Source organism: Azospirillum canadense (assembly GCF_025961225.1).
GTDB lineage: Bacteria > Pseudomonadota > Alphaproteobacteria > Azospirillales > Azospirillaceae > Azospirillum > Azospirillum canadense.
On sequence record NZ_JAOQNG010000003.1, the window covers coordinates 28,175 to 46,268 of the forward strand.

Consider the following 18,094-nt stretch of genomic DNA (forward strand, 5'->3'; position numbering starts at 1 on the left):
TTGTTGGGCGGGAGCCGAGGATTGGGCGAGCTTGACAGCGAACAGGACGGATGCGGGCTATGCGGCTTGCTTGATGCCGCAGACGTCGTGTCACGTCTCGACGGCGCGGACCCGCTCGGCGCGGTAGCCGGTTGCGGGCCTCAGGTGGCGGGGCAGGAGGAAGAGGTTGTTGATCGGATCGTGAGCGGACAGGAAGCGCCGGGCCGACTTGAACCGCTTCATCTGGCGTTCTCGTCGCCTTGTTGGCTGGTGCGAGTTTTCCGCCCTGTTGTTCCGCCCTGTCAAACGACTTCAGGAATGGGTCCTTCCGCGCACTCGGTGCAGCGGCATGGCTGGAGCGCTGCCGTTCAGGCGGCCTCCAGGACGCGATGACGCAACAGGTCAAACTTCGCGCGGCCGCACATGGACCTTTTGATCGTCTTCAGATGGCTGATCCGCCCCTCCACTGGGCCGGTACTCCATGGCGACGACAGGGCTTCCCGGATGGCGGCGAGATCGCGCGCGATTCCATTGGCAAACCCGCCAGTGCGGTCCCTTTGCTGAGGCCAACCACGGGTCCAGTTTGTCGGCCTGTTGGTGACGCACCATGGCGCTGAACGCGCGCGCCAAACTGATGATCCTGGCGAGCTCCGTGGATCCGGCGATCAGCGCCTCGACGAACCGCTGCTTGGCGGCGTCGATCGTCTCCGCATCAGCCACCACCAGCCACGCTGCCCGGCGTTTCGAAGGCATCTTCCACAGCCACGCCGATCGGGCCGCGCTGGATGCGGACGGGTCCGCGGCGCGCAGGCGGCGGACCCACCGCTGAACGGTCCGGAGTTGTCCGCGAAAGCCTCGCCCCTGAAGCTCCTGCCACAGCCGGGCGGCGTTGTGGCAGCCCTGGTCCCAGCGTTGCTGCAGGTATGCGGCATGGACATCGACCGCGCTGCCGCGGGACCGCTGGGTCCAGAGCGGCAGTCGGCCGGACTGCACCCAGCCGCGCAGGGTCTTGCGATTGACGCCGAGCGTGCGCGCGATCCGCTTCATCGGCCAGCCTTGGCCATGCAACGCCATCGCCTCCGTGAACCGGGCTCGCCGATCGGCATGGCGGTCCGTGGCGGGCAGTTCGGCCTCTACCGCTGGGATGGGCGCAGGCGTCGTGGACGGCACTGTCACCGCACCGGTGCCGCCGGTCTCGGCAGCCGCTGTGGCTGCCGCGCGCAGCTCTCGGTGATGGCGGTCGAGGATCCCGGCCAGGGCGTCGCCGAGATTGCGCAGAAGGTGCCACCGATCGGAAACCTGGACGGCGTTCGGGGCGCCAGTCCGGATGCCGTCGGCGTAAGCGCCGGCCCGGTCGCGGGCGACGACCTCCACGCCGGGATGCGCCTTCAGCCAAGCGGCCACCGTGTCGGCCTGGCGGTCGGGCAGCAGGTCGATGGGGCGGTTGCGCTCCAGATCGACGATGATCGTGCCGTAGCGGTGGCCCTTGCGCCACGCCCAATCGTCGATGCCGATGACGCGCGGGGTCGACCCCACCGGCAGAGGAGCCGCCCGGATCAGGCGCAACAGCGTATCGCCGCTGACCGGCATGGCCAGGCGCGCCGCCAAGCGTGCGCCGGCCTCGCCGCCGGCACTGAGGGCGATGCGCCGCTGGGCCTCGGCGAGCCGGGCCGTTCGTCGAACCCTCGGCGGCGCCACCGTCGGCAGGCGTTCGGCGAAGATGCGGCGCGGACAATCAGAAGCGGCGCAACGGAACCGGCGGACCTGAAGGTCGAGTTGGCCGACCCGCCCCTGCCAGGGAAGGTCGCCGAGACGGCGGAGGTAGCGACTGTGAACGTGGTGCGACGGACGCCGGCACACCGGACAGGCCGCCGTGGCGGCGCGGGCGCGTACGGCGACAAGGACGCGATCGTGTGTGACGGTGACGTGAGCAACGGCCAAGCCGGCCGGGAGCAAGGACAGCAGCGATTTGGACAAGGAAATCAGAGCACTCAGTAGGGGATGCGGTTCTCCCTATGTGCTCACTGCCGCCCTTCAATGCATTCACGCTGCACCGGGTTTGCGGAAGGACCAGTTCGGGATGTCGTTTGACACCGCATTGTGCTGGCGGTGCTCGACGTTCAGCATGATCTCCTTCTCGGCCGCGCCGTATGAGCCCAGCTTGTCCGTGATCATGGCGCGAGGAGCCCGGCCCTGCCGCTTCAGCAGCTTGCGCAGCAGGCGTTTGGCGGCCTAATCGGCGCGGCTTCGTCCGGTGCTGGGCATGCCGATCGGCGCCGCCCTCGCTCACGCCGGCGAATCCGAGCGCCGTGACGGGACCTTCGAACGGGCCGATTTCACCTACGACCACGAGGCCGATGCCGATGTCTGCCCGGCCGGCAAGGACCTCCGGCCGCGGCAGAAGACCTATCGGACGCCGCGCACGCTCGCCGACACGGACGGCCTGATCCACTATCGCGCCAGCACGTTGGACTGCGCACCCTGTCCGCTCAAGCCGCGCTGCTGCCCGAACACCCCCGCCCGCAAGGTGCCGCGCTCCCTCCACGAAGGGGCCCGCGACCTGGCGCGCGCCCTCGCCGCCACCGACGCCTACGCCACCTCGCGACGCGAGCGGAAGAAGGTCGCGATGCTGCTCGCGATGCTGCTCGCCCACCTCAAACGCATCCTGCGGCTCGACCGGCTGCGATTGAGGGGGCCGAACGGGGCCCGCGACGAATTCCACCTCGCCGCCGCTCAGAACCTCCGCAAGCTCGCCAAGCCCATCCCGGTGCCGGAACCCAGGCCGGCATGAGGCGGACCTCCGCCCGCCAGCTCCTCGCGATCGGCACAGCGGCACTCGATCAACACCCGACTTTTTCAACGATATCGGCGCAAAGCGGACGATCCGACCACCAGGGAAAGGGCGGCATCCGCCGATAGGAGTGTGGTGAAAGGGGACAGCGGCATTAGTGCCGGCGGCGTCTTCGCTTGCCTTCGTGCGTGCCTGCAGCAAACGCCAAAGTTCCTTTTAGGCAGGCTCAACTGCGGTTCCTGGTGCAAGAGCCTACGCCCGCTTTGCCCAGCCTGTTGGTCTCGCCGCCTTTGGTTTGCGCCATAGGCCAATCCTCCTGGCAAACTCCGACCATTGGTCCGCATAGGCGAGTGTTGTCTTCGGGTGCCGGGGCACCCTCCAGCGGCCGCGGTACCCGTACGAGGTGAGGTCATGGCTACGACCGAGGAGCCGCTTCAGCAACTGCTGTTCCTTCCCGCATTCCAGGCGGACTATGGCGCCGCAAGGCACGCGTCCCATGGTGCCGGCGAGGGAAAAACGTCGTCGAGGAAGGCGAGGAACGCCCGGACGTTCGGGCTGCCGCGCCGGCTCTCGGGCCAGAGTGCCGTGACGGCGAAGCGATCAACCGCGAAGTCGGCCAGAACAGGCACCAGTTCGCGGCGTTCGACATAAGGGGCGGCGATGTAGGTGGGCGAGATGCCGATGCCGCCACCGGCGGCCAAGGTTGCCGCCACAGCGTCGCTCACGTCGACCGTGATCCCCGCGTTGGGGATGATTTCGACGACCCGTTCGCCGATGCGGAAGGGCCAGCGAAGCGCCAGACCGGAACTCTGGTAGCGGAAATTCACGCAGTCGTGGTCCACCAGCTCGTCCGGGTGCCGCGGCACGCCCCGCCGGGCGAGATAGCCGGGAGACGCGAAGGCGGACAGGCGATGCGGGGCGAGCCGGCGGGATATCAGGCGCGAGTCCGCGAGGTCGCCGACGCGGATTGCGACGTCGATGCCCTCGTCGATGATGTCGGCGACCCGATCCCCCAGGCGCAGGTCAACCGCCAGCTTGGGGTGACGCTCGCGAAACCGGGGGAGCGCCGGCGCCAGAAGATGCACGCCGATGGGCAGAGGGGCCGTCACCTTCAGCGTTCCCGCGGGCTCCGCCCGGGCCGCCATCGCGGCCTGCTCGATCTCCTCGGCCTGTTGCAGCAGGCGCAACGCGCGCTCGTGCAAATCCCGCCCTTCCGGCGTCAGGGTCAGGGAGCGCGTGGTGCGCGTGAACAGCGACAGCCCCAACTGCTGCTCCAGCCTCTGCACGCTCTTGCTGACGGCCGACGGCGACACGGACAAGGCGCGCGCCGCCGCCGTGTAGCTGCCGAGCGACGCCGAGCGGGCGAAGGCGATGAGGCCGGTCAGCCTCTCCAAACCGATTTGTTCCATCATGGCATCAGTAAAGCGAAAACGAGCCGGATTATCAACAGTGCGCAGGGCGGGTAGCGTCTCTCCATCGGCGCCGCTGGGGCGCCCATCGCTCAGGAGCCCGCCATGCCTCAGACCACTTCCGCTACCCCGTCGGCAACGCCCTTTGGCCCCGCCACCCTGCACGACCGCACCGTCGTCATCGTTGGCGGCACCTCGGGCATCGGCCTGTCCGCCGCGATCCAGGCGAAGGCGGCCGGCGCCAAGGTCATCGTCATTGGCGTCGACCGCGACCGCGCCGCCCGGGTGGCGGCGGACCACGGCTTTGCGGGCTGGCGCGCCGCCGACGTGACGAATAGCCAAGCCATTGAAGCGGCGCTGGCCGACATTCCCCACGTCGACCATCTCGTGCTGCTGGCCGGGACCTTCGTCGCCGGCAAGATCATGGACGCCGACGTGGATTACCTGCGCCGGGCGTTCGACGAACGCATCTGGGCGGCGGTCGCCGCGATCCGGGCCTTGGGCGACCGGCTCGCCTCGGATGGCTCCATCACGCTCATTTCCGGCGCGCTCGCCGACCGGCCGAACGCCTATGGCACCGCCATCCTGGCCGCGGCGTCGGCCGCCATGGAGGCTTTCGCCCGCGGGCTGGCCCTTGAACTGGCGCCGCGCCGCGTGAACACCCTGTCGCCCGGCACGACCGACACGCCGCTTCTACTGCGGACGCTCGGCAACGGGCGCGACGCCTATGTGGCGTCCGTGACGGAGAAGCTGCCGCTCCGCCGCCTGGGAACGGCGGAGGAGGTCGGCGCGGCGGTGGTCTTCCTGATGAGCAACGGATTCATGAACGGCGAGACGCTGCACATCGACGGCGGCGGGCGCCTGGTCTGATCACCGACAGCCGCCGATCCGTCAAGGTGCCGGGCCGGCGGATGCCGGCCTGTGGCCCGCATCGTGAGGAACGATCCATGCCGACCCTGTTCGATCCCATCACGCTTGGCGCCATCCAGGCGCCCAACCGCCTCCTGATGGCCCCGATGACCCGCGCCCGCGGAACGCGGGACCATGTGCCGACGCCGATGATGGCCAACTACTACGCCCAGCGCGCCTCCGCCGGCCTCATCATCAGCGAGGCTATCGGAATCAGCCAGCAGGGGCTGGGTTGGCCCTACGCCACCGGGATTTGGTCGGCGGAGCAGATCGCCGGCTGGCGCCGCGTCACCGAGGCGGTGCACGGCGCCGACGGGCGCATCATCGCCCAGCTCTGGCACATGGGCCGGGTCGTCCATCCGAGCTTCCTCGGCGGCGCCCAGCCGGTGTCGGCCTCCGTCACCACTGCCCCCGGCCACGCTCACACCTACGCCGGCAAGCAGCCCTACACGGCGGCGTGTACCCTGCGCCGCGATGAGATCCCGGGCCTTCTTGCGGACTTCCAGGCGGCCGCCCGCAACGCGATGGCAGCCGGCTTCGACGGTGTCCAACTCCACGCCTCCAACGGCTACCTCATCGACCAGTTCCTGCGCGACAGCGCCAACCACCGCGACGACGCGTATGGCGGCCCGATTCCCAACCGGATCCGCTTTTTGCGCGAGGTGACGCAGGCCGTGGCGGATGCGGTTGGCGCCGATCGGACCGGCGTGCGCCTGTCGCCCAACGGTGAGACGCAGGGCGTGCGCGACAGCGACCCCTTACCACTGTTCATCGCCGCGGCGGAGGCGCTATCGGCCATCGGGATCGCCCACCTGGAGCTGCGGGAACCGCCGCTCGACGGCACCTGCGGCGTCGGCTACCCGCCGCCGCTGGCGCCGTTGATCCGCCCGGCCTTCAAGGGACCGGTACTGCTGAACTCCGATTTCGACGTGGCGCGGGCTCAGGAGGACCTGGGCGCGGGCACGGGCGACGCCGTGACCTTCGGCCGCCCGTTCATCGCCAACCCCGACTTCCCGCGGCGCATCGCCGAGGGCCTGCCTCTGGCCGCTGACGACCGCGAGACCTGGTTCACGCAAGGACCCGACGGCTATCTCGACTACCCCTCAGCGGACGGTTCCGCTCGGCGGCAGAGCGCCTGACCCACCATTCACGAAAGGACAGGACCATGACACAAACGCTTTCGGGCAAGGTTGCCCTCGTCACCGGCGGTTCGCGGGGCACCGGCGCCGCCATCGTCCGTCGGCTCGCCCGCGACGGTGCGGACATCGTGTTCAGCTACGGCTTGTCGAAGGAGCAGGCCGAGCGGGTGGTGCAGGAACTCGAAGCCCTCGGCCGGCGCGCCATCGCCATCAAGGCCGACCAAGCGGTCGGCTCGGAGGTCGAATCCCTGGTGAAGGCCGCGTACGGGGCGTTCAACCGGCTCGACATCCTGGTCAATTCGGCCGGTGTGTTCGTGACGGGCGTTGCGGGCGATCCCGCCGCCGACCCGGTGGCGTTCGACCGCCAGTTGGCCATCAACGTGAAGGGCGTGGTGAGCGCCGTCCGGACAGCCATTCCGCTGCTGAGCGACGGTGGCCGCATCGTGTCCATCGGCGCGGCCGGCGCCAGCCATCGCGCGGCCTTTCCCGGGATCGCGGACTATGTCGCCTCGAAGGCGGCGGTTGCGGCCTACACCCGCGGATGGGCGCGCGATCTGGGCGCGCGCAGGATCACCGTGAACGTCGTCCAGCCCGGCCCCACCAACACGGGCATGGCCCCCCAGGAGGGGCCTGTGGCGGAGATGCTGCGGGGCATGTCGGCGCTTGGCCGATACGGGGAGCCTGAGGAGGTCGCCGCAGCGGTCGCCTTCCTGGTCGGACCGGAAGCCGGCTACATCACGGGCGCGACGCTCACCGTTGATGGCGGCCTGTCCCTCTGACGTCAACGGCGCACTCATCCTAGTGCATCGCCGTTCCTCGCTTCCGCGTGCCGGGTGCACAGTCCTTGGGCTACGGTGTGGCTGGCAATCGTTGGGCGAGGCTCTGTTGGTCACCGCGGCGCTTCTGCTCGGCAAGGTCGCCCCGGTGCCGATGTGGAAAGGCCACTATACCGCCATGATCGGCATAATGCCTTGGGGTGGCCGATCCATTTTGACGTCCTCGTAGGCGCTGAATGCCGGCGCCCCGCATCTTGAACGGTACCAACAGCCTGCAGCCTACAGGGACGCCCAACCGCAACAGGCTCCATGATGGTGTATTCGCACGCTGTCGCCGGATTCCACGCGCACCTTGGCGTCCGCAAACGTCCTGTGATGACGCATGGCGGTGTTGCAGAAGGGGACGGCGGCCTTCGGATCGCCGTCATTGCTGGCTGGCTCAGATCGGCTTGTTTGCGCGACAGCTCGGGATGCCAGCTCCCGGTCCGATGCTGACCCGGCTGTCACTCGTTGAGCTTCACCCCGAAGGCGCTCCAAAGTGCCATCTTCCCTTTTGGCGTGATGTCCAAGGTCCGGCTCCCGCCAACCCGCCGGACCCAAGCTTGCTCAAAAGCATGGGTGCAGATGGCTGCACCCAACTGACCGGCGATATGCGGGCGCCGCTCGCTCCAGTCGAGGCAAGGGCGGCAAATCGGACGTGCGATCCTCTGCGGTGAGCGCCCAGGCAGCGCGATGCCGAGCGTCGCCATCAGGGTCAAGCCATGCTGCGTCACAAGCCCGTTGTCGCCTTCGATCTCCACGGCGCCCATGGCAATGAGCGCGTCCGAGATGCGGACACCGAGCTGACCGGCAAGATGATCGTAACAAGTCCGTGCCGCCCGCAAGGCCGCGTCGCTTGGGCCAACACGCACGGGCTTCCGCAGCGGTGTTTCCCCGCCACTGATCCGCATCATGCTCTCAATCAGGGCCGCCACATCGGCACCGGCCAGCCGATGGTATCGGTGGCGCCCCTGCTTTTCACTGACGATCAGTTGCGCGCTCACCATCCGCGCCAGATGACCGCTTGCGGTCTGTGGGGTGATCGACGCCGCGTCCGCGAGTTCGCTCGCGGTCAGCGCACGTCCGTCCATCAGCGCCACGAGCATCGCGGCGCGGGCCGGTTCACCGATGGCGGCAGCCACCTCGGCAATCTGATTGGGTGTGGACATCCTGTCTCCTCCGGTCCGCACAGCATAACCCAAGGCGGCCGCATGATCCTTCGGCTCAGACCGAACCATTCACCAGCTCCCTTCGGCCATAAGCAGGGCGACCCTTCCTGGAGAGCCGCGAACCATGGCAGCCGTTTCCATCCAACGTCCGTTCCTCGGCTGGCGCGTCGTCGCCGCCGCCTTCGTGCTGGCAGTGTTCGGCTGGGGGGTCGGCTTCTACGGCCCGCCGGTCTATCTCTATGCCGTGGTCGAACGCACCGGCTGGCCGGTGTCTTTGGTTTCGTCAGCGGTAACGGTGCATTTCCTGTGCGGCGCGCTGGTGGTGGCCAACCTGTCGCGGCTGTACCGGACGCTGGGAGTTCCCCGCGTGACCTGCCTGGGCGCCGCGCTCCTCGCGCTCGGGGTCGTCGGCTGGGCCACGGCCGATGCGCCGTGGCAGCTGTTTGCCGCGGCGCTGACCAGCGGCGCCGGATGGGTGGCGATGGGGGCTGCCGCAATCAATACGATCGTCTCCCCCTGGTTCGTCCGCCGCCGCCCGGCGGCTCTCGGATTGGCCTATAACGGTGCCAGCATCGGCGGCGTCATCTTCTCGCCGCTGTGGATCACCCTTATGTCCAGCGTCGGCTTCTTCCCCGCATCCCTTGCCGTGGGCTTGGTGATGACGGCCGTGGTCGGTCTCCTCGCCGCGCTGGTCTTTTCGAAGACGCCGGAGAGCCTCGGTCAGGAGCCCGATGGCGGTATGCCGGACCAGCCCGCCGTCACCCCGGCGGTGCGCGACGCTCGCCCCCTTCCAGGCCACAGCCTTTGGCTGGACCGCCGCTTCGTCACACTTGCCTGCGGGATGGCGCTTGGTCTGTTCGCGCAAATCGGTCTTCTCGCCCACCTGTTCTCACTGCTGGCGCCGGTGCTCGGCGAATCGAGCGCCGGGCTGGCGATGGGCGGGGCCACCCTGGCGGCAATCGCCGGCCGCAGCGCCGTCGGCTGGATGATGCCGGTTTCTGCCGACCGCCGCCTCGTCGCCTGCCTGAGCTACGCAGGGCAGTTGCTCGGTACGGTGGCCTTGGTAACGGCGGGTAATGATGGCGGTCCGACGCTGGTGGCGGGGATCCTGCTGTTCGGCCTTGGGATCGGCAATGCGACGTCGTTGCCGCCCCTCATCGCGCAGATGGAGTTCGCGAGCGAGGATGTGGCGCGGGTTGTTCCGCTGATCGTGGCCATCGGGCAGGCGACCTATGCCTTTGCCCCCGCCGCCTTCGGGCTCCTGCGGACCGGGGTCGATGGGGGAACTGAGCCGGGAGCCTACCTGTTCGTTGCCGCTGGCACGGTCCAGGCAGCCGCCATTGCGTGCTTTCTCCGGGGTCGGCGACCTCATTGAGGCTCGTTATCTGGCCACCGCTCGGGCGGCGCTGCACCATTGTCGGATGTACCGGTCGGCCCGGAGGGTCGGGTCGCGCTCAACGACGTCCAAACACCATGACGTCAGGCCATCCCATGAAGAACCGGCCTGCTCTGGGCGGAGTGTCCACCCGAGTTCTGACAGCAGAAAGTTCGCTTTGGCGGTGTTCGCCAGCATGGACGCGGTCACCCAGTTGGTCGCGCCATCGGCGCCGCCACGGCTTACGGGAACAACGTGGTCAATGGTGGGGAGCCGCTCCCAATAGGCGAAATGACACCGGTCGCTCTTCCAGTTGGGATGGCAAGGGAAATTCTCTGGCATCAACTTGGACAGGAGCCGAAGCGTTCCCGGAAATACCAACCGCCGTCCGGAATACCGATCGAGAAAGCCGTCTCGTCGAAAAATCACCATGCATTGGCGAGGTGTGTAGTCCCGGCCTGTAGGGTGGATTGGATTGAAAGGATAGTGGGTGTGAAGGAGCTGCTGCGCGTCAGCGACCGTCCCGGTTGAGAGGGCGGCGCAGACGGCCGATAAGATCTCATCTGGTTGCGGAATCCCTTTGGCCATCTGATGCGTCTTGGCTTCATTCTGTGGCGAGGGCAACTGTTCGCAGACCAACGGTGCGGTAGATAGGGTGACCAACACCGCATCTGAGGATTATAGTGCGATGCAGGCTGCATTTATCGTCCAGACGGATGATCGATTCGTATTCGGTGCCCGTCATTGGCTGGCGGAGAAGGGAGTCAGCCATGAGAGCGTTCCGATCGACGTGCCCGGCTGCGGCCATGTTCCGGGCACTCGGCATTGGAAGCTGTCGTTCGTCCGTCATGAGGACGCGGCCGCGTTCAGAACGTTGTTTGCCGGCATTATCGTAGCCTGACAGTGGCCCCTACAACTCGGGTGCGCCAAGGCGACGGCTCCTTTCTGCTCACGTTGCTTATCATGGGTTGGAGGCCGTCACCGAAGAGGGGTCGTGACCGGTGGTCCGCCCACTTGCACGCGATGGCACCCCGGTGACGGCGGGATCCTGATGCCGCTGGCCGGGATGATCAGCCGCCCTCGGCCGACCCCGGCACGGCGCGCGCCGCCGCTTGAAACCCAATTTTGGAGTGGGTGCCGTCACAAAACGGCTTCTTCGTCGAGGCGCCGCAGCGACAGAGCCAAACCTTGCTTTTGGTTGGCAGAACCTTGCCGTCAGCATCGTGCAGTTCGATCATGCCCGTCACCAGATAAGGCCCGTTCGGCGTGGCTTCGATCTTGACCTCGGCCATTGGCAGCCCTCCGTCCCCTTACACTCGCGTCCTGGGGGCGAGCCCAGTCCGCTCCATCGCCTGTTAACAGTGCCGGGCGTCACTTCTCCTCAGTCGGCTCCAAGCGTCAGGATAGGTCGGTGGACATCACGCGATGGCGGCTTGGTCGACGCCTGGAGAGACCAGAACGCGCCGCCCGCGCCAAGCGACTGCTTTGCCGGCTCAACGCCCTCGGCTACGACATGCTGCGGTGGCACAGGCCGGACCCGGACCGCACTCCAACACCTCGTCCCAGTCGGATGTTTGTTCAGACCAGCCAGGTATTTCTGGCCAGGGCGGCGCTCTCCTTCCATTACCGAGGCGTCGTTTGTGCATTGCTCGTCCAACGCAGACGCCCGCACCGCAAAAAAAGAGAAGATGGCAATGCTGCATTGCGGAACAAAGCGCGAACACCTAGGGTTGCCGCTGTCGTTTTGTTTAGGAGAACTGACTGATGCTTGGGGAAGCCCCCCCGCTGAAACTGACCGGCTGGGCGTGGCTCCACACTGGGATCGACCGCCGCATCATCGGCTGGGATGCCGAGGCCGGCGCGTGGGTGGCGTCGCCGCCGGTGGCCTCCGTCGGGTCGAGCGCGCCAGGGACGCCACCGAGCTGGGCCATGACCGCGAGCCACCGGGCTCTGCAGCTGTCAGATCCAGCGCGAACGCTATTGGACGACATGCTGGGAGCCATCGATCAATTCCGGGCGGAGCATCCTTTCGTCGCCGGCCAGAGCAACGCGGCAATTTCCGTCCGCCTGTGGCGGCCGCGATCCAATGGCCGATCGGGGCCGGTTTCGCGCCGATCCGCATGACCTGGCAAGGAGTGCAGCTGTTGGCGCTCCGCCCTCCGCCACTCACCGGCAAGCGGCGGTTAGGCTATTGAACCTGTCTCCGTTCTTCTGAGGGGCATACGCGAATATGCACTCTGAGCGCGATCTTACGAAACATGCGCAACTTTCACGGTTATCCCTGTTGGATGGGGTAGGATACCGGGGAGGGGGCGTTGAAGGTCTATGAATACGAGCTGCCGCTGGCAGTGGAGACCGCCGCCGTCCGGTTCATGCGTGAGGCCGGCGAGTTTCGTGCCGAGGGCCTGCGGGCAGAGCTGGAACGCTTGGGCGTTCCTCGAACCCTGTCCAAATGGCGCCCGGCGTCCGCTCCACTCGCCACCAACCTCCTCCAGCGCCATCGCTTGGCCGGCGACCTCCGGCAGGTCAGGCGGCGCGTCTGGTGTTGGTCTCGGTGCCCGGGCGCCAGAGTTTGAGAGTGGCAATCAGCACTACCTTGGCAGTTTCCCGGTGAGGAGGCGAGCTGAGCTCTGTTGTACAGCGCAGGACGTGATCTGGGCTGGAGGCGATCATGCTGGAGGTGCGGAGCAGAGAAGCCGAGCTGGACGCTTGGCTGGAGCCGTTTCTGGACGCTCTGGGCCACAAGACCCGGCGGCGCTGGGCCCCGGTGTACATCCGCGGTCTGTACGGCCGGACGGCCCACAAGAGCGTGCAGCCGATCGCCGCGGCGTTGACGCCCGGCGACTACAACCAATTGCACAACTTCGTCGCCAGCCGCTCTTGGGACACGGCTCCGCTCGAACCGATCCTGGCGCGAACGGCTGATCAGCTGGTCGGCGGCCCGGATGCGATCCTGGCCATTGACGACACCGCCGTGCTGAAGAAGGGCGAGCATTCCGTCGGGGTCGCCGCGCAGTATGCCGGCGTCGTGGGCAAGACCGCCAACTGCCAGGTCCTGGTCACCCTGACCCTGGCCCGCCGCGAGGTGCCGGTCCCGCTGGTCATGCGCCTGTTCCTGCCCGAGAAGTGCTAATCCCGTAGAACGGTCACCCCTGCTTTGTGAATGGGCAGCGTTGCCTGAGAGCATGCGGCAGCCCACATAATATTGGGACGAGCACGGCGCTGGAGGGCGGGGCCATGCAAAGCATTCTGGTTCCCATCGAGGAAAGCGACGTTTTGCCTTCGATGCTGCAGACTGCGGCGTTGGCTGCCCGTGCCTGGGGCAGCTATCTGGAAGGTTTGTATGTGCGGCGCGAGTACGCGGGAACGGTCCCGGTGATCGGGGGTGTTCCAGTCGTCATCGAGGAACTCCGCCACGACGAATGGGAGCGGATACGCCGAGCCCACGCTCAGTTCGATGCGGTCATGCGGGAAATGAACATCCCCCTGGTCGAGGCCGCGGATGGCGGTGGCTTGGCCGCCCACTTCCGCGCCGAGGCGCCCCCCGGCGATACGTTCGTGGCCCAGCACGCCCGCCTGTTTGACCTCACTGTAATCGGCCAGCCGGCCCGTGGTGACGCGGCACCGCGGCTGTCAACTGTGGAAGCCGTATTGTTCGAGAGCGGTCGGCCACTGCTGCTGGCGGCGCCGCAGCCGCCTGAGCGGTTGGGCGAGACCGTCGTGATCGCCTGGAACGGCAGCACCGAGACGGCCCGCACGCTGGCCTTGGCCCGTCCTATTCTGGAGCGAGCCCACCGTGTCGTTGTGCTGTCGGTGGAGGGCGGAATGGTCGATGGGCCAAGCGGGGAGGAGGTTGTCCGCTACTTGGCCCGGACGGGACTCACCGCGCAGGCCCGCCATGTGCCGCAGCATCATGGGACCGGCGAAACCATCCTCGAGGAAACTCGGGCACTGGGCGGCGATCTCCTGATCAAGGGCGCATACACGCAAAGCCGTCTACGGCAGATGATCTTCGGTGGCGCCACCCGCCATATCTTGGACATGGCGCACGTGCCCGTGTTCCTGGCGCACTAGATGCCGTAATGGGCCTTGCACCAAGCGCTGGCTTGGCCGGGCGACTGTCCCCACAGTGATGGTTTGAGACACGGGGTGTGCGTGTTGCATCGAGGAGAGAAGGGTCGGATGGTGCCCCAGCCCCACCCTTGATCAGATGACGCGGACGGAGTTCGGGCGTCCAAGATCGAGCATGCGGTTGAGGACCGCGACGCCAATGGCGACCTCCGTGGCCTGCGCCTGATCGGAGTGGAAGCGCAGCGCCTCGCCGAGGACGCCCTTCCAGCGCGCCATTTGGCTTTCCACGCCGGCGCGCTTGTTGTACCCGCTGCTCCGCTGCCAGGCCAGCCGGCCCTTCTCGGCGATCGTCTGGATGTGGCGGTCGCGTTGCGTGGGCGCGGTCTCGGCGGTGGCGCTGAGCACGGCATCCACGCGCGGCGTCACCACCGCGGCCCTGGGATGGCGCTCGTGCACGGCTGCGTAGACGCCGCTCCGGTCGTACGCGCCATCGCCGGTCACCGAGGCCACGGGCTCGGAGACCTGATCGAGCAACGGGCCAACCTGGGAAGCATCATCGACGCCACGGTCGGTCAGCGTGGCGGCGACGACCCGGCCGCTGCCCACGTCCAGGCCGATGTGCAGGGCGCGCCAGGAGCGCCGCTTCTTGGTTCCATGTTTCTCGATCAGCCATTCGCCGGGGCCACACAGCTTCAGTCCCGTGCTGTCGACCAGCAGGTGAAGGGGGCCGCCGCTCGAGCGCGGCGGTGATGGTAGCGTCACCGTCCGGGCGCGGCGGGCGATGGTGGAGTGATCGGGCACCGGCAGCTCAAGCCCGAGCAGCTGGAGGACGGAGCCGATCAACCCTTCGGTCTGGCGCAGCGCCAGCCGAAACACCGCGCGCAGCAGGAGCGCCGTCGTAATCGCCAGATCCGAGTAGTTGGGCTGCCCGCCCGGCGTGGTGCGGGGCGCCGCCTTCCAGCCCGCGATTGCCTCCTCGCTGACCCAGACGGTGAGGCTGCCGCGCTGGCGCAGGGCGGCATCGTACTCGGCCCAATTCGTCACTTTGTGCTTCGGCCGGGCAATGTGATGGCGACGAGCGGCATTGGCCTTGTGCGGCATAGCGGGCGACCAGAACGGAGACGGGTGCTTGACCTACGACACCCACCGTATTCATGCTACACGGCGCTCGGAGCCATAAAAGACGCCTTGCCGCGAAGAGCGGCTAATTGACGTTGCTTAAAGGTGTGCGCCCCCCCGTATGCCAGTTTGCGTCGGCTTCCCGAAAAGTGTGAATTCAAAAAGCAGGAGAGCTTTGGGGCTTTCGACGACCGCGAAGCCGGCGGACCGTACGAACTTCATTGCTTGCTCCGGGGCGTCTCCTTGCTCATGGCTTGGAGGTGAGTATGAACGGGTTGAAGGAGCGGCTTCGGACTGGCACGGGCAGCCTATCCGGCTTCATCAACGTCATTCCATCTGTCGTGACGACCCAAGCCATCGCAGCCGCTGGTGCGGACTGGGTGATCCTCGACCAGGAGCATGGTCCGATTGGGCCGGAGAGCCTGCACGCCATGATCGCCGCCACGGCCGGCACGGCCTGTTCGCCGCTGGTGCGCGTCCCGCGCCGGGATGAGGCTTACGTCAAGCGCGCCCTCGATGCCGGAGCGGAAGGCATCGTCTTTCCGCTGGTCACCACCGCCGAGACCGTTGCCGACTGCGTGGCGCTGACCCGTTACCCACGCCAGGGCAAGCGCGGCTGGGGCCCCTTCGTGGCCCATTCCCGCTGGGGCGCTGAACTGCTCGACTACCTGCCGCGGCACGGCGACCAAACGGTGTGCGGCGTCCTCATCGAGACGCGCAGCGCCGTCGAGAACATCGCGACGGGCGGCGTATCCGACGCCGATCCTCGCACACCACAACGTTCGAGACGTTAGGGCAGCGGCGAGGAGCCGCGAGGAGGGCCCATGGAGGCAGACACGTCCATCCTCGACGCGGCGGTGGTTGGGGCGGGCTGGGCCGGACTGGGGGTCAGCCATGCCCTGAGCCAGGCTGGCCTGCGCCATTGTGTGTTGGAGCGCGGCCGGATCGGCGAGACGTGGCGGACCCAACGCTGGGATTCCTTCCGGATGAACACGCCAAACCGCGTGACCGTCATGCCGGGGGACCACTATGAGGGCGCCGACCCGGAGGGCTTTCTGACGCGCGACGGGTTCGTTGCCCTGCTTGAACAGTTCGCGGCGCGAAACCGCTTGCCGATCAGGACGGGATCTCCCGTGACCGAACTTGTTCAGGACGAGGAGAGTGGCGGCTATCGTCTGGCGACACCGGACGGCACGCTGCGGGCACGAAACGTCATCATCGCGAGCGGCAGCCTCAACCGGCCACGCCGCCCGGCGGTGGCTGACGCCTTGCCGCCCGGCCTGATCCAGGTGGATGCATCCGATTACCGCAACCCGGCCGCGCTGCCCGTCGGAGCCGTGCTGGTCGTCGGCAGCGGCCAGTCCGGTGGTCAGATCGCCGAGGATCTCGTGCTGGCGGGGCGCCGCGTGTACCTCGCCACCAGCCGCATCCGGCGTTTCCCTCGCCGTTACCGGGGGCAGGACATCGTGCAGTGGCTCCTGCAGGCCGGATGGATGGATGTTCCGCGCAGGGATTTCGTTGAACCGTCGGGCCGCATTCCACCGCGACCGCTGCTTGGCGCGGTCCACACGATCAGCCTGCAATCGCTCAGCGCACAAGGGGTGGTGCTCCTCGGCCGGTTCACCGGTGTCGCGGACAGCGTCCGCCTTACCTTCGCCAATGACCTGCCGGACAACATGACCTTTGCCGACGAGGCCTCGGACAAGCTGAAGCGCAAGATCGACGACTTCATTGCGCAGAACGGTCTGCAAGCACCGGCCGCCGAGCCCGACCCGGCCGAAATCGTCGCTCCCCGGCTTCCAAACCCATTGATCCGTTCGCTCGCCCCGACCGGGCAGGGCATCACCACGGTGATCTGGTGCACCGGCTTTGAAGGCGATTACCACTGGGTGCGGCTGCCGGGGGTGCTCGACGCCCGAGGCCAGCCGGTGCATGAGGAGAGCGTGGCCAACCTTCCCGGCATCTACTTTGCTGGCCTGGATTTCGCCGTTACGCGCCGCTCCGGCACGATCATGGCGATTGCCGAGGAGGCGCGACGTGTTGTCCAACACATCACCGCAAGGCGGCCATGATCGACCACGCCGATGTCGTTGTCGTTGGCGCCGGTGGATTGGGCGCGGCCACAGCCTTTCACCTCGCCAAGCGCGGTGACTTGTCGGTCGCTCTCCTCGACAAGCACGCCATCGGCTCGCAGACGTCGCCGCGGGCTGCGGGCATGGTGAGCTGCCTGCGGAAAAGCGATCTGATGATCACGCTGATCAAGCGTGCCTGTCAGCAAATCGAGCGTTTCACCGAGGAGACCGGCCAGCCACTGGATTGGGTCCTGTCCGGCAGCCTGAAGGTCGCGCGACGCTCTCAGGATGCCGAGGTTCTCGCCGCTGATCGGCAGCGTGGCCGGCGCATGGGGCTTGATGTCGAACAGATCACGGCTGCGGAAGCGCATCGCCTCAATCCGTTCTTACAGACGCAAGGCGTTGAGGCAGTGCTGCGAATCGGCGACGACCGCTATTTCAATCCGGCGCAGGTCGCTGTCGGGTTTGCGGTCGCGGCGCAGGCATGGGGCGCTGCGCTTCTGCCGAACACCGACGTCACGCGGGTGGACATAGAACGCGATGCCGTCGTTGGTGTTCAGACCACGTGGGGAACGATCCGTGCATCCGTCCTCGTCGATGCCGCTGGAGCCTGGACACGGCAGGTGGCAGAAGCCAGCGGCATCCGCGTTCCGCTTGTCCCCACGCGCCTGCAGCTGATCGTGACGGAACCTCAAGCCGGTGTGCGCGCCGATTTGCCGATGGTGCGGATCATGGACGCGGCCGTCTACATGCGGCCGTGCGAGGGCGGGTTGCTGTGGGGCGTGTACGAGGAGGAGCCCCGTTTCTTCGACATGAACGCGTTTCCCTCTGACTTCGACGTCAAGGATCTGCCGCTTGACGCGGCGGTGCTGCGGGCTGCCGCTGAGGAGGTCAGGGCTCAGCTGCCGGTCCTGCGCGTGGCGAAAGCACGCGAACTGCGCGGCGGTCTTCCGACCATGACCGCGGATGGCCAGCACATTCTCGGGCCATCGCCAGCGCTGCGGGGCTTCTATTTCGCCAGCGGATGCAACGTGGCTGGGCTTTCGATCGCCCCAGCGGTGGGCGAGGCGCTCGCCATGTGGATTGCGGAGGGCCAGCCTCCAACCGATCTCTCACCGCTGTCGGTCGCACGCTTCCGCGACGCATCCTGGCCGGAGGACCAGCTGAGAAAAGAAGCGGCGTGGCAATACCGCCACTTTTATGGGGCCGTTTAGGCCGTGTGATGGCCATGGTTGCTGGAATGAAG

The 18,094-nt window shown here is 67.2% G+C and carries 17 protein-coding genes and 4 pseudogenes; 11 read left to right on the plus strand and 10 right to left on the minus strand.

All coding sequences use genetic code 11. The features are described from left to right. Positions 1-90: 90 nt before the first annotated feature. The 3 genes and pseudogenes from M2351_RS45110 to M2351_RS18100 all read right to left on the minus strand — a co-directional run. Positions 91-222 carry a hypothetical protein gene (locus M2351_RS45110; RefSeq protein WP_406567403.1) on the minus strand — a complete coding sequence of 44 codons (132 nt, stop codon included), beginning with the start codon at positions 220-222 and terminating at the stop codon, positions 91-93. A gap of 125 nt (positions 223-347) precedes the next feature. Then, positions 348-1,965 (minus strand): annotated as a pseudogene (locus M2351_RS18095) (ISL3 family transposase). 99 nt (positions 1,966-2,064) lie between these two features. Next, positions 2,065-2,211: pseudogene (locus tag M2351_RS18100) on the minus strand (DDE-type integrase/transposase/recombinase); the annotation flags it as partial. Positions 2,212-2,275: 64 nt separating this feature from the next. Here M2351_RS18100 and M2351_RS18105 point away from each other — a divergent pair. Next, positions 2,276-2,770 (plus strand): annotated as a pseudogene (locus M2351_RS18105) (transposase); the annotation flags it as partial. Between the two features lie 252 nt (positions 2,771-3,022). Here M2351_RS18105 and M2351_RS45115 read toward each other — a convergent pair. Together M2351_RS45115 and M2351_RS18110 are read right to left on the minus strand one after the other, a co-directional pair. Continuing rightward, positions 3,023-3,268 carry a MucR family transcriptional regulator gene (locus tag M2351_RS45115; RefSeq protein ID WP_406567404.1) on the minus strand — a complete coding sequence of 82 codons (246 nt, stop codon included), beginning with the start codon at positions 3,266-3,268 and terminating at the stop codon, positions 3,023-3,025. Beyond that, positions 3,241-4,182, minus strand: a complete 942-nt coding sequence (locus tag M2351_RS18110) for a LysR family transcriptional regulator (protein ID WP_264657512.1) — start codon at positions 4,180-4,182, stop codon at positions 3,241-3,243. Before M2351_RS18110 ends, M2351_RS45115 begins: the two co-directional genes overlap by 28 nt. 102 nt (positions 4,183-4,284) lie before the next feature. On the opposite strand from M2351_RS18110, the gene M2351_RS18115 reads away from it, so the two are divergent. From M2351_RS18115 to M2351_RS18125, 3 genes are all read left to right on the plus strand, one after another. After that, on the plus strand, positions 4,285-5,049 hold the full coding sequence (locus tag M2351_RS18115) for an SDR family oxidoreductase (RefSeq protein ID WP_264657513.1): 765 nt from the start codon (positions 4,285-4,287) through the stop codon (positions 5,047-5,049). Positions 5,050-5,126: 77 nt separating this feature from the next. After that, a complete protein-coding gene (locus tag M2351_RS18120; RefSeq protein ID WP_264657514.1) occupies positions 5,127-6,227 on the plus strand; it encodes an alkene reductase in 1,101 nt (366 codons plus the stop codon). 26 nt (positions 6,228-6,253) lie between these two features. After that, positions 6,254-7,006, plus strand: coding sequence for an SDR family NAD(P)-dependent oxidoreductase (locus M2351_RS18125; RefSeq protein ID WP_264657515.1), 753 nt, complete (start codon positions 6,254-6,256; stop codon positions 7,004-7,006). Positions 7,007-7,506: 500 nt separating this feature from the next. Here the strand turns inward: M2351_RS18125 and M2351_RS18130 are convergent, their stop codons facing one another. Beyond that, positions 7,507-8,211, minus strand: coding sequence for an ArsR/SmtB family transcription factor (locus M2351_RS18130; protein ID WP_264657516.1), 705 nt, complete (start codon positions 8,209-8,211; stop codon positions 7,507-7,509). A 124-nt stretch (positions 8,212-8,335) separates the two neighbouring features. On the opposite strand from M2351_RS18130, the gene M2351_RS18135 reads away from it, so the two are divergent. Beyond that, complete coding sequence (locus M2351_RS18135; protein ID WP_264657517.1) at positions 8,336-9,586, plus strand: MFS transporter; 1,251 nt, start codon at positions 8,336-8,338, stop codon at positions 9,584-9,586. Between the two features lie 6 nt (positions 9,587-9,592). On the opposite strand, the gene M2351_RS18140 is transcribed toward M2351_RS18135, so the two are convergent. Beyond that, positions 9,593-10,174 carry an HNH endonuclease gene (locus M2351_RS18140; RefSeq protein WP_264657518.1) on the minus strand — a complete coding sequence of 194 codons (582 nt, stop codon included), beginning with the start codon at positions 10,172-10,174 and terminating at the stop codon, positions 9,593-9,595. A 67-nt stretch (positions 10,175-10,241) separates the two neighbouring features. Here M2351_RS18140 and M2351_RS18145 point away from each other — a divergent pair, with 67 nt between their 5' ends. Next, on the plus strand, positions 10,242-10,487 hold the full coding sequence (locus tag M2351_RS18145) for a hypothetical protein (RefSeq protein ID WP_264657519.1): 246 nt from the start codon (positions 10,242-10,244) through the stop codon (positions 10,485-10,487). A 169-nt stretch (positions 10,488-10,656) separates the two neighbouring features. Here M2351_RS18145 and M2351_RS18150 read toward each other — a convergent pair whose 3' ends face one another. Both M2351_RS18150 and M2351_RS18155 read right to left on the minus strand, forming a co-directional pair. Then, positions 10,657-10,878, minus strand: a complete 222-nt coding sequence (locus M2351_RS18150; RefSeq protein ID WP_264657520.1) for a CDGSH iron-sulfur domain-containing protein — start codon at positions 10,876-10,878, stop codon at positions 10,657-10,659. 456 nt (positions 10,879-11,334) lie between these two features. Further along, the gene (locus M2351_RS18155) at positions 11,335-11,517 is read right to left on the minus strand and encodes a hypothetical protein (RefSeq protein ID WP_264657521.1); all 183 of its coding nucleotides are present in this window, start codon (positions 11,515-11,517) and stop codon (positions 11,335-11,337) included. Between the two features lie 740 nt (positions 11,518-12,257). On the opposite strand from M2351_RS18155, the pseudogene M2351_RS18160 reads away from it, so the two are divergent. After that, positions 12,258-12,710 (plus strand): annotated as a pseudogene (locus M2351_RS18160) (IS701 family transposase); the annotation flags it as partial. Between the two features lie 113 nt (positions 12,711-12,823). Next, a complete protein-coding gene (locus tag M2351_RS18165; RefSeq protein WP_264657522.1) occupies positions 12,824-13,660 on the plus strand; it encodes a universal stress protein in 837 nt (278 codons plus the stop codon). Between the two features lie 132 nt (positions 13,661-13,792). Here M2351_RS18165 and M2351_RS18170 read toward each other — a convergent pair whose 3' ends face one another. Further along, the gene (locus M2351_RS18170; RefSeq protein ID WP_264657523.1) at positions 13,793-14,758 is read right to left on the minus strand and encodes an IS5 family transposase; all 966 of its coding nucleotides are present in this window, start codon (positions 14,756-14,758) and stop codon (positions 13,793-13,795) included. A 284-nt stretch (positions 14,759-15,042) separates the two neighbouring features. Here M2351_RS18170 and M2351_RS18175 point away from each other — a divergent pair, with 284 nt between their 5' ends. The 3 genes from M2351_RS18175 to M2351_RS18185 are packed head-to-tail and all read left to right on the plus strand — an operon-like array spanning position 15,043 to position 18,062. Continuing rightward, positions 15,043-15,570 carry an HpcH/HpaI aldolase family protein gene (locus tag M2351_RS18175; protein ID WP_264657524.1) on the plus strand — a complete coding sequence of 176 codons (528 nt, stop codon included), beginning with the start codon at positions 15,043-15,045 and terminating at the stop codon, positions 15,568-15,570. A 30-nt stretch (positions 15,571-15,600) separates the two neighbouring features. Continuing rightward, positions 15,601-16,848, plus strand: coding sequence for a flavin-containing monooxygenase (locus M2351_RS18180; RefSeq protein ID WP_264657525.1), 1,248 nt, complete (start codon positions 15,601-15,603; stop codon positions 16,846-16,848). After that, complete coding sequence (locus M2351_RS18185) at positions 16,845-18,062, plus strand: NAD(P)/FAD-dependent oxidoreductase (RefSeq protein ID WP_264657526.1); 1,218 nt, start codon at positions 16,845-16,847, stop codon at positions 18,060-18,062. Before M2351_RS18180 ends, M2351_RS18185 begins: the two co-directional genes overlap by 4 nt. Positions 18,063-18,094 lie beyond the last annotated feature (32 nt).